Origin of the sequence: Pseudomonas sp. W17, from assembly GCF_040268305.1 — a bacterium.
Taxonomy (GTDB): domain Bacteria; phylum Pseudomonadota; class Gammaproteobacteria; order Pseudomonadales; family Pseudomonadaceae; genus Aquipseudomonas; species Aquipseudomonas protegens.
Genome location: NZ_CP158490.1, coordinates 7,068,413 through 7,080,803 on the forward strand (window position 1 = coordinate 7,068,413; position 12,391 = coordinate 7,080,803).

The following is a 12,391-nucleotide window of genomic DNA, read 5'->3' on the forward strand; positions in this document are numbered from 1 at the left end:
CTCCCTTTCCCGTACCGCCTGCGTAGAAGCTGGCTTGCCAGCGAAGACATCCTCAGCCACAACACTCACCGGCCTCTTCGCCGGCAAGCCGGCTCCTGCAGGTCGGCGTTCAGGCGGGGCGGTTGTTCTTGGTTTCCTGGAGCCAGGCCATGTAGCTGTTAACCGGTGGGTTTTTCTCGAAGTAGCGCTGCAGGCCGTTGAACAGGCCATCGGCAATCGCCTGCTGGTGGCGCGCGGTGACCAGGCGCTGGCTGTCGCGGCTGTTGGAGATGAAGCCGGTTTCCACCAGGATCGACGGCACGTCCGGTGACTTGAGCACCGCAAAACCGGCCTGTTCCACACGCTTCTGATGCAGGGTGGTAATGCCCGACAGGCTCTGCAGCACAGTCCCGCCCAATTGCAGGCTGGCGGCGATGGTGGCGTTCATCGACATGTCGACAATCACCCCCGCCAGCATCGGATCCTTGTCCTTGAGGTTGAGCAGCGTCGTCGCCCCCAGCAGGTCGGCGCCGTTTTCCCGCTGGGCCATCAAGCGCGCGGTGGCCGAGGTGGCGCCACCTTCGGACAGGGCGTACACCGATGCGCCGGATGCGGTAAGCCGCGGCGCGGCATCGGCATGCACCGAGATGAACATGTCGGCCTGGTGCTTGCGGGCAATCTCCACGCGTTTGCGCAGCGGCACGAAGAAATCATCGTTGCGCACCAGCTTCACGTCGAAACCCTTCTCGCGCTTGAGCCGCTTGGCCAGCAGGCGGGCGATGGCCAGCACCACATCCTTCTCCCGTTCGCCCTTGGCCCCCACGGCGCCCGGGTCCTTGCCGCCATGGCCGGGGTCTACTACCACGATGATGTCGCGCTTAGGATGGGGCTTGCCTGTCGTGGCCTCGGGCTTGGCCAGCGGCGCGGCGGCCGCAGCGATCGGCGGGGGCAGCCTGGTGGCCTTGGACAGATCCAGCACCAGCCGATGGCCCTGGCCATCCTGGGGCGGCAGGAGAAAACTGTGGAGCTGCATCGGCTCGCGCAGGTCGAGGACGATCCGCGTATCGCCTTGGCCGAAGTGCCCGGAACGAATGGCGCGGATCACCGTGTTGGCCAGGGCCAGCTGGCTGAAATCACCGCTCAGGCGCGCGCCGTTCAAGTCGATGATCAAGCGCTCCGGGGCACTCAAGCTGAAGGTCTTGTATTGCACCGGGCCGCTCAGATCGAGCACCAGCCGCAACTTTTCTGCGTCCTTCCACAATCGTGCGTTGCGGATCTGCGCGGCGCGGACACTCCAGGGAAACATCAGGGCCGTACCGGCCAACAGCAGGTTGAGCAATTGACGTCTGTGCATGGCAAATACCGCGAAAAAAGGAGCATCCCTACTCACAAGACAAGATGAACAACCGTCGAGGAAAAATTTCCCATCGAACGCATTGTTATAATATAACATGTGAAATCACTTCCCACGACGGACCTGTTCATGAACGCGCTGACTCTGCCGGATATCGCCGCGCAGGCCTCACGCCAAGCCTTGCCCCTGGAATGGGTGGGCATGTGCGGCATCGCCTTACCTGTAGTGATCAACAACCAGCCAAGCGCAGCCAAGGCCGATGCCGGTGTCAGCCTCGACGATGGCGAGGCCCGGGGCATTCACATGTCACGCCTGTATCTGGCCCTGGAAATGCTGGAACAGGAGAACCTCACCCCCGCTCTGCTCCGGCGGATCTTGCAGCGTTTTCTCGATAGCCATGAAGGCCTGGCCCACAGCGCCTACCTGCGCATTCAGTTGGATCTGCTGTTGAAACGCCCGGCCTTGGTCAGCCCGTTGGCCGGCTGGAAAAGCTACCCGCTGAGTATCGAAGCGCGGCTGAAAAACGCGATGTTCCACGTGGAACTAAAAATCGACGTGCCTTATTCCTCCACTTGCCCCTGTTCGGCGGCGCTGGCGCGGCAGTTGATCCAGCAGCAGTTCATCGAAGATTTTGCCAACCGGCCATTGCAACACGCCGACGTCCTGGCCTGGCTGGGCTCGCCCCAGGGCATCGTCGCGACGCCCCATAGCCAGCGCAGCAACGCGGCATTGCATCTGCGCCTGGATGATTTCATCGACGAATTACCGTTGATTGCCCTGATCAACGATGCGGAAAACGCCCTGGGCACCGCCGTGCAAACCGCGGTCAAGCGTGCCGACGAGCAGGCCTTCGCCCTGGCCAACGGGCAGAACCTGATGTTCTGCGAAGACGCCGCCCGCCGCTTGAACCTGGCCCTGCGTCGTTCCCCCGGAATCAACGCCTTTCAATTGCGGGTGGTGCATGCCGAAAGCCTGCATGCCCATGACGCCGTGGCCGAAAGCCGCTGGAACTGGGAGGCCTGATGATCCGCTGCGAACAGCTGCGTTGGGGCGCTCCGGGACAACCCCTGACTCCAGCCCTGGATCTGCACTTGCCCAGGGCCAGCCTGAGTGCAATCATTGGCGCCAACGGGTCGGGCAAGAGCAGCTTGTTGAAAGTCATCGCCGGGCTGCAGAAACCACTCGCGGGCAAGATCCACCTCGGCACTGCCCGAGGCGGCTTGTCCTTCTTGCCGCAGCAGCAACACCTGGATCGACAGTTCCCCATCAGCCTGGAAGAACTGGTGGCCGGCGGCTTCTGGGGCAAGCGTGAACCGGCCAGGGTCAGGGCAGAAAAGCTGCACAGGGTACTCGAAGACTGGCGCCTGAGCGGCCTGGAAAAGCGCCCGTTGATGGCCCTTTCCGGTGGTGAATTGCAACGCGCCCTGCTCGCCCGATTGAGCCTGACCGAAGCCCCCTTGCTGCTGTTGGACGAGCCCCACGCCGCCCTCGACGAAACCGGCCAGGCCCTGCTCTGGCGCCATTTATACAACTGGCACGCTCAGGGCCGGACCCTGGTTGTGGTCTGCCATGACCTGACCGCCGTGCGCCAGCACATCCCCCAGACCCTGCTGGTAAAAAGCAGTGGCTGTGTATTCGGCTCCAGCCTGGAGCTGATCGCCCCACAATCCTGCGCGCAGGTGGCTTGATGCACTTCGCCGCACATTTCTGGCAGCCGTTCAGCGAATTCATGTTCATGCGCCGGGCCCTGCTCGGCGGCCTGCTGCTGGCCTGCAGCACCGCGCCCCTGGGGGTGTTCCTGATCCTGCGACGCATGAGCCTGATCGGTGACGCCGTGGCCCACGGCATTCTCCCAGGCGCCGCCCTGGGTTTCTGGTTCGCCGGTCTCAGCCTGCCGGCCCTGACCCTCGGCGGGCTCGGCGCCGGCCTGGGCATGGCCGGGCTGGCCGCCTGGATCACCCGACGCACCGGCCTGCGGGAAGACGCCAGCATCGCCGCCATCTACCCCATTTCCCTGGCCAGCGGCGTGCTGATCCTCGGGCTGGCAGGCAAGCGCCTGGACCTCTTGCACCTGCTGTTCGGCTCGGCCCTGGCGGTGGATGGCCCAACCCTGAACGGCATGCTGCTGGTCTCGCTCTTCAGCCTGCTGGCCATGGCGCTGATCTACAAAGCCCTGCTGCTGGACACCCTAGACCCGCTGTTCCTGCACAGCGTCAGCCGCCTCGGCCCCCTGGCCCACGGCCTGTTCCTGACCCTGGTGGTGCTCAACCTGGTGATAGGTTTCCAGGCCATCGGCGCGCTGATGGTGGTGTGCCTGATGATGCTGCCGGCCGCCGCCTCGCGTTTCTGGAGCCGACGCCTGCCCGCCCTGATCGGCATCGCCGCGCTGTTTGGCTGCCTCTCGGTGTGGCTTGGCCTGCTGCTGTCGTTCCATTACTCGCTGCCCAGCGGCCCGGCCATCGTGCTGGTGGCCGGCGGCCTGTACCTGCTGTCCGTGGTGTTCGGTCCGGTGCACGGCTTGCTGCACCGCCCACCTTTGCTCACATCCCCATGAGGTGTTTCCCGATGCGCGCTCTACTCGTGCTGTTCAGCCTGCTGTTGCCTTTGTCGCTGCCTACTGCCCAGGCGGCGGACAAGCTGGCGGTGGTCACCAGCTTCAGCATCCTCGCCGACATGACCCGCCAGGTCGGCGGTGAGCATGTGCACATCAACAACCTGGTGGGTGCCGACGAGGATGCCCACACCTACGAGCCGAGCCCGGATGACGCCAAGGCCCTGCTCAAGGCCCGGCTGATCATCAAGAATGGCCTGGGTTTCGAACCCTGGCTGGACCGCCTGGTGGCCAGCACCGCCACCCAGGCCCAGGTCGTCACTGCCAGCCGCGGGGTTATTCCGCGCACCCTGGAGGAAGACGGCGAAAGCGTTCCCGACCCTCATGCCTGGCACAACCTGGCCAACAGCGAGCTCTATGTGAGCAACATCACCAAGGCGCTGATCGCTGCCGACCCGGCCCACCAGGCCGACTACCAGCGCAACAGCCAGGCCTACCTGAAACAGATCTATCGCCTGCTGGCCGAGGCCAAGGCCAAGCTCGGTTCCCTGCCCCCGGGCAACCGCAAGATCGTCACCTCCCACGACGCCTTCGGCTACCTGGGCCAGGCCTACGGTATCGACTTCATGGCGCCCCAGGGCCTGTCCACCGAGCGTGAACCTTCAGCCGCCGAAGTGGCTGCGCTGATCACCCAGATCCGCAACGCCAAGGTCAAGGCAGTGTTCATGGAGAACATCAAGGACGCCCGCCTGCTCAAGCAGATCGCCGACGAAAGCGGCGCCCATATCGGCGGCACCCTGTACTCCGATGCGCTCTCGGCCAGCGGTCCGGCCAGTACCTTCACCGGCCTGTTCGAGTACAACCTCGACACCCTGTACGAGGCCCTGAGCCGACCATGATCCGCCGCCCACCGCTGTCGCTGCTGGATCTGGAAGCCGCGCCCCAAGGCAGCCGCTGGGCCTTGACCGCAGTGCTCGACGCCCTGCCCTGGAACAGCGACGGCCTGATCGCCGCCATTGCCCAGCAGCACGACAGCGGCGAGGTGCTGATGCTGGCCTGGATGAACCGCCAGGCCCTGGGCGAAACCCTGGCCAGCGGCCAGGCCTGCTACTGGTCGCGCTCGCGTCGCTGCCTGTGGCGCAAGGGCGAAAGCTCCGGGCATCGCCAGCGCCTGATCGAAGCGCGCCTGGACTGCGACGGCGATGCCGTGCTGCTGCTAGTGGATCAGCAAGGACCGGCCTGCCACACCGGGCGCCCCAACTGTTTCTACAACGCCATTCGCGATGGCGCGGTGGAAGTCATCAGTTCCCCCTTGAAGGACTCGCGCCATGATTCGTAAAAACCCCTCCGGCGATCTGCCCGTGATCGCCGAATCCGCCTACGTCGACAAGACGGCCATCATCTGCGGCAAGGTAGTGATCGGCGACAACGTCTTCGTCGGCCCCTACGCGGTGATCCGCGCCGACGAAGTGGACGCCAGCGGCCAGATGCAAGCCATCACCATCGGCGCCAACTCGAACATCCAGGATGGCGTGGTGATCCACTCCAAATCCGGCGCGGCGGTGACCATCGGCCAGCACACTTCCATCGCCCACCGCTCCATCGTCCATGGCCCCTGCGTGGTCGGCGACCGAGTGTTCATCGGTTTCAACAGCGTGCTGTTCAACTGCGAAGTGGGCGACGGCAGCGTGGTTCGACACAACTCCGTGGTGGATGGCCGCGACCTGCCGCCGGGTTTCTACGTGCCCTCCACCACCCGCATCGGACCCAAGACCGACCTGGCGCAGTTCCCTCCCGTGAGTGTCAGCGCTTCGGAGTTTTCCGAAGACGTGGCGCGCACCAACGTCGACCTGGTGCGTGGCTACAAGGCCCTGCAGAACGAGTTTTGAGCATGAGCCGAATCCTCATCCGCAATGCCCGCCTGGTGAACGAAGGGCGCGAATTCGACGCCGATGTGCTGGTGGCGCACGGGCGCATCGACACCATCGGCAGCCTGGACCACCTCAGCGCCGAGATCGAAATCGACGCCCGCGGCCAGTGGCTGCTGCCGGGCATGATCGACGACCAGGTGCACTTTCGCGACCCCGGCGCGCCGGACAAGGGCAGCCTGTACAGCGAGTCGCGGGCGGCGGTGGCCGGTGGCATCACCAGCTTCATGGACATGCCCAACACCTCGCCGGCAACCCTGGATCTTGCCGCCCTGAACGACAAGAAGCGCCGCGCAGCGAGCGTTTCGGTGGCCAACTATGGCTTTCACTTCGGGGTCAGCAACGACAACCTCGACCTCGTCGCCGCCCTGGACCCCACGGAGGTGGCCGGGGTCAAGGTGTTCATGGGGGCCTCCACCGGCAACATGCTGGTGGACGATCCCGAGGTGCTGGACCGGCTGTTCCGCCAGGTGCCGACCCTGCTCCTGGCCCACTGCGAACACACCCCCAGCATCCAGGCCCGGCAACAGCGCTGGCTGCAACTCTATGGCGAGCAGATTCCCGCCGCGGCCCACCCGCACATCCGCGATGCCGAGGCCTGCTTTCGCTCCTCATCCCTGGCGGTGGAACTGGCGAAGAAACACGGCACCCGCCTGCACGTGCTGCACCTGACCAGCGCCCGGGAACTGGCGCTGTTCGAGGACCGGCCCCTGGCGCAAAAGCGCATCACCGCCGAGGTCTGCGTGCATCACCTGCTGTTCGATGACCGCGACTACCCGCGCCTCGGCCACCTGATCAAATGCAACCCGGCGATCAAGACCCAGGCCGATCGCGATGCCCTGCGCCAGGCCCTGAACAGCCAGCGCCTGGATGTCATCGGCACCGACCACGCGCCCCATACCTGGGAGCAGAAACAGCTGCCTTACAGCCGCGCGCCCTCCGGCCTGCCGCTGGTGCAGCATGCATTGCCAGCGCTGCTGGAACTGGTGGCCGACCGGGTGCTGCCCCTGACCACCCTGGTGGAAAAAACCAGCCACCGAGTCGCCGACCTGTTCGCCATTCCCGATCGCGGCTACCTGCGCGAAGGCTACTGGGCCGACCTGGTGCTGGTCCGCGCCGAGCCCACAGGCCTGGCCGTGGACAGCCAGCCAATCCTCGCCCACTGCGGCTGGACGCCCTTTGCCGGCCAGCGCTTTCGCCACAGCGTCAGCAGCACCCTGGTGTCGGGCCAGCTCGCCTGGCACCAGGGCCGCCTGTACGACGACTGTCAGGGCCTGCCCCTGCGCTTCACCCGTTAATAGCCCGACCCCAAGGACCACTGAAGATGATCCGCATCACCCTGCCTGATGGCGCGTGCCGTGAGTACGACCAGCCGTTGTCCGTTTTCGAGGTGGCCGCCAGCATCGGCAGCGGCCTGGCCAAGGCCGCCGTGGCCGGACGAGTGAACGGCCAACTGGTGGACTGTGACTACCTGTTGCACAGCGACGCCCGCTTGAGCATCGTCACCGCCCGCGACCCCGAGGGCCTGGAAGTACTGCGCCACTCCTGCGCGCACCTGCTGGCGATGGCGGTGAAACAGCTGTTCCCCTCGGCGCAGATGGCCATCGGCCCGGTGATCGAGGATGGCTTCTTCTACGACTTCGCCTACGAGCGCCCCTTCACCCCAGAAGACCTGGAACTGATCGAGGCGCGCATGCATAGCCTGGCCGCCACCAATCATTCGGTGCGCCGCCGGGAATTGTCCCGGGAGCAGGCCCTGCAGCATTTCGCCGACCTGGGCGAGCACTACAAGGTCGAGCTGATCCGCGACTTGCCGCCAGATGCTGTGCTGTCGCTGTACCGTCAAGGGGATTTCGAAGATTTGTGCCGTGGGCCACACCTGCGTTCCACTGGCCAACTGCGCGCCTTCAAGCTGACCAAGGTGGCCGGAGCCTACTGGCGCGGCGACGCCCGCAACGCACCGCTGCAGCGGATCTACGGCACCTGCTGGGGCACCCGCCCGGAACTGGAGGCCTACCTGTTGCGCCTGGAACAGGCGCAACAGCGCGACCACCGTAAGCTCGGCCAGCAGCTGGATCTGTTCCATTTCGACGACTGCGCGCCGGGCTCGGTGTTCTGGCACGCCAAGGGCTGGACCCTGTTCCAGGAACTGATCGGCTACATGCGCAGGCGCCAGGAACAGGCCGGCTACCAGGAAGTGAACACCCCCGACGTGATGGACCGCGGCCTCTGGGAAACCTCCGGGCACTGGCAGAACTACCGCGACCACATGTTCACCACCACCACGCAAGACCAGCGCACCTTCGCCCTCAAGCCGATGAACTGCCCCGGCGCGGTGGCGATCTTCGGGCATGGCCGCAAGAGTTACCGCGACCTGCCACTGCGCATCGCCGAGTTCGGCAAAGTCCACCGCTACGAACCTTCAGGGGCCCTGCACGGCCTGTTGCGAGTGCGCCATTTCACCCAGGACGACGCCCACATCTTCTGCACCCCGCAACAGATGCAAAGCGAATGCGCCGCCACCATTGCCCTGGTATTCGACATCTACAAGGAGTTCGGTTTCGACCAGGTGGCGGTGAAGCTTTCGACCCGCCCCGACCACCGCATCGGCAGCGATGAGGTCTGGGACCAACTGGAAAAGGCCCTGGTCGGTGCCTTGCAGAGCATGCACATCGACTACCGGATCAACCCCGGGGAAGGCGCCTTCTACGGCCCCAAGCTGGAGTTCGTGCTGCGCGACGCCATCGGTCGCGACTGGCAGTGCGGCACTCTGCAGGTGGACCTCAACCTGCCCGAGCGCTTCGCCATCAGCTACATCGACGAGCGCGGCGAACGCTGCCAGCCGGTGATGCTGCACCGGGCGTTGTTTGGTTCCCTGGAACGCTTCATCGGCATTCTCCTGGAACACCATGGCGGCGCCCTGCCCCTGTGGCTGGCACCGCAACAAGCGGTGGTGCTGAACATCAGCGAAGCCCAGGCCGACTACGCCCGGGCAATCAGCGACAGCTTGCGCCGTCACGGGCTGCGGGCCAGCGCCGACCTGCGCAACGAAAAGATCGGGTACAAGATTCGCGAACACAGCCTGCAGAAAGTGCCTTACCTGCTGGTGGTCGGGGAAAAGGAAAAGGACGGAGGCTACGTCAGCCTGCGCAGCCGAAATGGCGAAGACCTGGGCCGCCTGAGCCTGGAGCAGGCCCTGGCCCGGATGCGCTAGGCGCTGCCCGGGGCACGAGCAGCGCCAGCGTCAGCCAAAAGTCAGGAGGCGCGGGGTTTGACCGTGCCGCAGTCCTGGCCCAGCCACACGGCACGGGTGTCCATGCTGCCCTTCTGCTGCAGGCCGGTGGCATTGAAGGTGCCGGCCACGTTGGTGGTGAACTCACGATCGCTGATGAACGTGGCCACTCCATTGCCCTGGGCCTTGGGGCAACTGAAGCGGAACTTCCATTGATTGCCACTGCGTTCGGTCACCTGCTGCTGGCAACCCGACTGCGGGTCCTGCAGCGGGATGGTGTCCGACTGCACCTGGGCCGGTGTCAGGCACACCCGAATCCCCTTGCCGCCCATGGTCACACCCTGTTTCTCCAGCATCGCCCGCTGTTGCGGGGTCATCTGCTGCTGCAACTGGCCGAGAATCAGCGACAGGTCCGGCATGTTCTGGTCGTCGATCTTCATGTTGCTGCTGGTCAGCTCCCACAACCCCGGCTGCAGCATCTGCGCCTGCGCCACCACCGGAAGCGCCAACCCTGCCGCCAAGGCCCAACCCAGTAAACGAAGTTTCATCGGATGACTCCTACACAATAGTGGCCGTTAGACTTCAGCCGGGGCACGGTGTTGCATGCAGAATAAAATAGCGACATTCACCGTGGAACATGGTCTGTTAGGCATTGAATCTTCAGGAGCAAGGCTGCCCCATGGATTATTTTGGCCCGCACATCTTCGGCTATCTCATCGCACTGCTGCATTTTCTCGGGTTGATCGCCGCGATCCACGCGGTACTCACCGTCAGGACCGCCCAGGGCGCCATCGCCTGGGCCCTGTCGCTGCTGTTCATGCCCTACCTGACCCTGATTCCCTACCTGGTGTTTGGTCGCAGTACCTTCGACGCCTATATCCAGGCCCGTCGTCAGGCCAATGTGGAAATGCACAAAGCCATCAATGAGCTGAACTGGCGCCCCTGGGTGGAAGAAGCCCTAACCGCCCGCGCCTCCAAGGCCTACGCCTCGCTGCGGGCCATGCCCAAGCTGGGGCGCATGCCGTGCCTGGCCAACAATCAGGTGCGCCTGCTGGTCAACGGCGACGCCACCTTCGAAGCGATCTTCAATGCCATCCGCCGCTCCCACAAGGCGGTGCTGATCCAGTTCTTCATCATCCACGACGATGAACTGGGCCGGCGCCTGCAACGCCTGCTGCTGGAAAAGGCCGCCGAGGGCGTGTCGATCCACCTGCTCTACGACCGCATCGGCAGCCACTCCCTGCCCGCCAGCTACGTACAGACCCTGCGCGACGCCGGGGTCCAAGTGCACGCCTTCGCCACCCGCAGTGGCTGGCTCAACCGCTTCCAGGTGAACTTCCGCAATCACCGCAAGATCGTGGTGGTGGACGGCATGCTGGGGTTCGTCGGCGGGCATAACGTCGGCGACGAATACCTGGGCAAGAAGCCGCCCCTGGCGCCCTGGCGTGATACCCACGTGCAGGTCAGCGGACCGGTGGTGGCCTGCCTGCAGGAGTCCTTTGCCGAAGACTGGTTCTGGGCCGCCCGGGAACTGCCGCCGCTGATCCTCCCGGACACCTACCCGGACGACGGCGTGCTCTGCCAACTGCTGGCCAGCGGCCCGGCCGATGCCTACGAAACCTGCTCGCTGTTCTTTGTCGAGGCCATCCACGCGGCCACCGAGCGGGTGTGGATCACCAGCCCGTACTTCATTCCCGATGAGGCGGTGTTCGCAGCCCTGCGCCTGGCGGTGCTGCGGGGCGTGGATGTGCGCATCCTGCTGCCCGCCCGCCCGGACCACCGCATCGTCTATGCCGCCTCCAGCCTGTACGCCTTTGAAGCAGTGCGCGCCGGGGTGCGAGTATTCCGCTATCAGCCAGGGTTCCTGCACCAGAAGGTGGTGCTGATCGACAACGAAATCAGCGCCATTGGCAGCGCCAACCTGGACAACCGTTCGTTCCGCCTGAATTTCGAAGTGATGCTGCTGACGGTGGACGACGACTTCGCCACCGAAGTGGAACACATGTTGGAAGCCGACTTCGCCAAGGCCCGGGAAATCGCCAAGGAAGAAAGCCGCCAGACCCACCGCCTGCAACAACTGGGCATGCGGGTCGCGCGGCTGATTTCTCCGATCCTTTAAAGGCCAGGCTTATGGATGGTAGAGGTCATCCCGGGTCCAGGGCAGTTCATGGCTGCCATCGGCATGGGGCTTGACCGCCAGGATCTGGTGCAGGTTGATCCAGCCCTTGGCAAAGGCATAGGCGCAGCCCGCCAGGTACAGCCGCCAGATCCGTAGCGCCTGCTCCGGAACCTGCCTGGCGGCGGCTTCCAGATTGTCTTCCAGGCGTTCGCTCCAGTGATCCAGTGTCCGCGCGTAATGCATGCGCAGGCTCTCGACATCGACAATTTCCAGCCCCGCCTCGCTGATGAACGCCGAGATCATTGCCAGGTGCGGCAGCTCGCCATTGGGAAACACATAGCGCTCGATGAAGTCCCCGGCCCCGCGGCCCACCGGGCGGCCGTCGGTGTGCTTGGCGGTGATGCCGTGGTTCATCACCAACCCGCCCTCGCGCACGGCCCTGAACAGGGTCTGGCAGTACTCCGGCAAGTTGGCGTGGCCGACGTGCTCAAACATGCCGACACTGACCACCTTATCGAAGCGGCCATCCTGGGGCAGGTCGCGGTAATCCAGCAGTTGCAGGTCCACCAGGTCGTCCAGGCCTTCGGCGGTCACTCGCTCGCGGGCCAGGGCCAGCTGCTCCTTGCTCAAGGTGATGCCGAACACCTTGGCGCCGAACTCACGCGCGGCGTAGCGGGCCAGCCCGCCCCAGCCGCACCCGACATCCAGCAGGTAGTCCCCCGGTTGCAGGCGCAGCTTGCGGCACAGGTGGCGGAATTTGGCTTGCTGGGCCTGTTCCAGAGACTCGCTTCCGGTCTCGAAATAGGCGCAGGAATAGGCCATGTCGCTGTCGAGCCACAGTTGGTAGAAGGCGTTGGAAAGGTCGTAGTGATAGGAAATCGCGGCTGCGTCGGTCGCCTTGTCGTGCAGCGAGCGCACCGGCTGGTTGCCGTCGTCATCGTCGAGCAAGGCCTGGCTCAGTTCGTCGCAGACCCGGATGACTTCGCTGATGGAACCTTCCAGTTCCAGTTTGCCCTCGACAAAGGCGCCCCCCAAGGCATCCAGGCTAGGGTGAGTCAGCTGCGCCACCAATTGCGGGTCCTTGACCACGATCGTGACGTTGGGATCCGGCCCCAGATTGAATTCATGGCCGTCCCAGAGCCGCAGGCGTAAAGGCAAATGCAGATTCTGTAAGGCCGGTGGAAGTTGCGCGAGCATGGAAAATCCCCCCTTGTTTCAGACGTCTGAA

12 protein-coding genes are annotated in these 12,391 nt (G+C 64.6%); 9 read left to right on the plus strand and 3 right to left on the minus strand.

Annotation, left to right across the window (positions count from 1 at the left end; translation table 11 throughout):
* Positions 1-109: 109 nt before the first annotated feature.
* Positions 110-1,333: an N-acetylmuramoyl-L-alanine amidase gene (locus ABCR88_RS32625; protein ID WP_350023410.1), complete on the minus strand. Its 1,224-nt coding sequence runs from the start codon at positions 1,331-1,333 to the stop codon at positions 110-112.
* Between the two features lie 129 nt (positions 1,334-1,462).
* Here ABCR88_RS32625 and folE2 point away from each other — a divergent pair, with 129 nt between their 5' ends.
* The 8 genes from folE2 to thrS are packed head-to-tail and all read left to right on the plus strand — an operon-like array spanning position 1,463 to position 9,026.
* Positions 1,463-2,356, plus strand: a complete 894-nt coding sequence (gene folE2, locus ABCR88_RS32630) for a GTP cyclohydrolase FolE2 (RefSeq protein ID WP_015637546.1) — start codon at positions 1,463-1,465, stop codon at positions 2,354-2,356.
* Positions 2,356-3,021, plus strand: a complete 666-nt coding sequence (locus ABCR88_RS32635) for an ATP-binding cassette domain-containing protein (RefSeq protein WP_161466454.1) — start codon at positions 2,356-2,358, stop codon at positions 3,019-3,021. The genes folE2 and ABCR88_RS32635 overlap by 1 nt, the downstream gene beginning before the upstream one ends.
* Positions 3,021-3,887, plus strand: a complete 867-nt coding sequence (locus ABCR88_RS32640) for a metal ABC transporter permease (protein WP_350403915.1) — start codon at positions 3,021-3,023, stop codon at positions 3,885-3,887. The genes ABCR88_RS32635 and ABCR88_RS32640 overlap by 1 nt, the downstream gene beginning before the upstream one ends.
* Before the next feature lie 11 nt (positions 3,888-3,898).
* Positions 3,899-4,783, plus strand: coding sequence for a metal ABC transporter substrate-binding protein (locus tag ABCR88_RS32645; protein WP_123472586.1), 885 nt, complete (start codon positions 3,899-3,901; stop codon positions 4,781-4,783).
* Positions 4,780-5,223, plus strand: a complete 444-nt coding sequence (gene hisI / locus ABCR88_RS32650) for a phosphoribosyl-AMP cyclohydrolase (protein WP_019093405.1) — start codon at positions 4,780-4,782, stop codon at positions 5,221-5,223. The genes ABCR88_RS32645 and hisI overlap by 4 nt, the downstream gene beginning before the upstream one ends.
* Positions 5,213-5,773 (plus strand): carbonate dehydratase, encoded by a 561-nt coding sequence (locus ABCR88_RS32655; RefSeq protein WP_011064347.1) that lies wholly within the window; start codon positions 5,213-5,215, stop codon positions 5,771-5,773. Before hisI ends, ABCR88_RS32655 begins: the two co-directional genes overlap by 11 nt.
* Before the next feature lie 2 nt (positions 5,774-5,775).
* Complete coding sequence (locus ABCR88_RS32660) at positions 5,776-7,110, plus strand: dihydroorotase (protein ID WP_015637551.1); 1,335 nt, start codon at positions 5,776-5,778, stop codon at positions 7,108-7,110.
* Positions 7,111-7,136: 26 nt separating this feature from the next.
* Positions 7,137-9,026 (plus strand): threonine--tRNA ligase, encoded by a 1,890-nt coding sequence (gene thrS / locus ABCR88_RS32665; RefSeq protein ID WP_041120486.1) that lies wholly within the window; start codon positions 7,137-7,139, stop codon positions 9,024-9,026.
* 41 nt (positions 9,027-9,067) lie between these two features.
* Here the strand turns inward: thrS and ABCR88_RS32670 are convergent, their stop codons facing one another.
* Complete coding sequence (locus tag ABCR88_RS32670; RefSeq protein ID WP_011064350.1) at positions 9,068-9,592, minus strand: DUF3617 domain-containing protein; 525 nt, start codon at positions 9,590-9,592, stop codon at positions 9,068-9,070.
* A 131-nt stretch (positions 9,593-9,723) separates the two neighbouring features.
* Between ABCR88_RS32670 and cls the strand changes: the two genes are divergently transcribed.
* Positions 9,724-11,163, plus strand: a complete 1,440-nt coding sequence (cls, locus tag ABCR88_RS32675) for a cardiolipin synthase (RefSeq protein ID WP_015637553.1) — start codon at positions 9,724-9,726, stop codon at positions 11,161-11,163.
* 9 nt (positions 11,164-11,172) lie between these two features.
* Here the strand turns inward: cls and cfaB are convergent, their stop codons facing one another.
* The gene (gene cfaB, locus ABCR88_RS32680) at positions 11,173-12,360 is read right to left on the minus strand and encodes a C17 cyclopropane fatty acid synthase CfaB (protein ID WP_015637554.1); all 1,188 of its coding nucleotides are present in this window, start codon (positions 12,358-12,360) and stop codon (positions 11,173-11,175) included.
* Positions 12,361-12,391 lie beyond the last annotated feature (31 nt).

What these genes read in the sequence shown, in the direction of transcription:
- ABCR88_RS32625 (WP_350023410.1), bottom strand. Translation starts at nt 1,333, where the DNA reads ATGCACAGACGTCAATTGCTCAACCTGCTGTTGGCCGGTACGGCCCTG.
- folE2 (WP_015637546.1), top strand. Translation starts at nt 1,463, where the DNA reads ATGAACGCGCTGACTCTGCCGGATATCGCCGCGCAGGCCTCACGCCAA.
- ABCR88_RS32635 (WP_161466454.1), top strand. Translation starts at nt 2,356, where the DNA reads ATGATCCGCTGCGAACAGCTGCGTTGGGGCGCTCCGGGACAACCCCTG.
- ABCR88_RS32640 (WP_350403915.1), top strand. Translation starts at nt 3,021, where the DNA reads ATGCACTTCGCCGCACATTTCTGGCAGCCGTTCAGCGAATTCATGTTC.
- ABCR88_RS32645 (WP_123472586.1), top strand. Translation starts at nt 3,899, where the DNA reads ATGCGCGCTCTACTCGTGCTGTTCAGCCTGCTGTTGCCTTTGTCGCTG.
- hisI (WP_019093405.1), top strand. Translation starts at nt 4,780, where the DNA reads ATGATCCGCCGCCCACCGCTGTCGCTGCTGGATCTGGAAGCCGCGCCC.
- ABCR88_RS32655 (WP_011064347.1), top strand. Translation starts at nt 5,213, where the DNA reads ATGATTCGTAAAAACCCCTCCGGCGATCTGCCCGTGATCGCCGAATCC.
- ABCR88_RS32660 (WP_015637551.1), top strand. Translation starts at nt 5,776, where the DNA reads ATGAGCCGAATCCTCATCCGCAATGCCCGCCTGGTGAACGAAGGGCGC.
- thrS (WP_041120486.1), top strand. Translation starts at nt 7,137, where the DNA reads ATGATCCGCATCACCCTGCCTGATGGCGCGTGCCGTGAGTACGACCAG.
- ABCR88_RS32670 (WP_011064350.1), bottom strand. Translation starts at nt 9,592, where the DNA reads ATGAAACTTCGTTTACTGGGTTGGGCCTTGGCGGCAGGGTTGGCGCTT.
- cls (WP_015637553.1), top strand. Translation starts at nt 9,724, where the DNA reads ATGGATTATTTTGGCCCGCACATCTTCGGCTATCTCATCGCACTGCTG.
- cfaB (WP_015637554.1), bottom strand. Translation starts at nt 12,360, where the DNA reads ATGCTCGCGCAACTTCCACCGGCCTTACAGAATCTGCATTTGCCTTTA.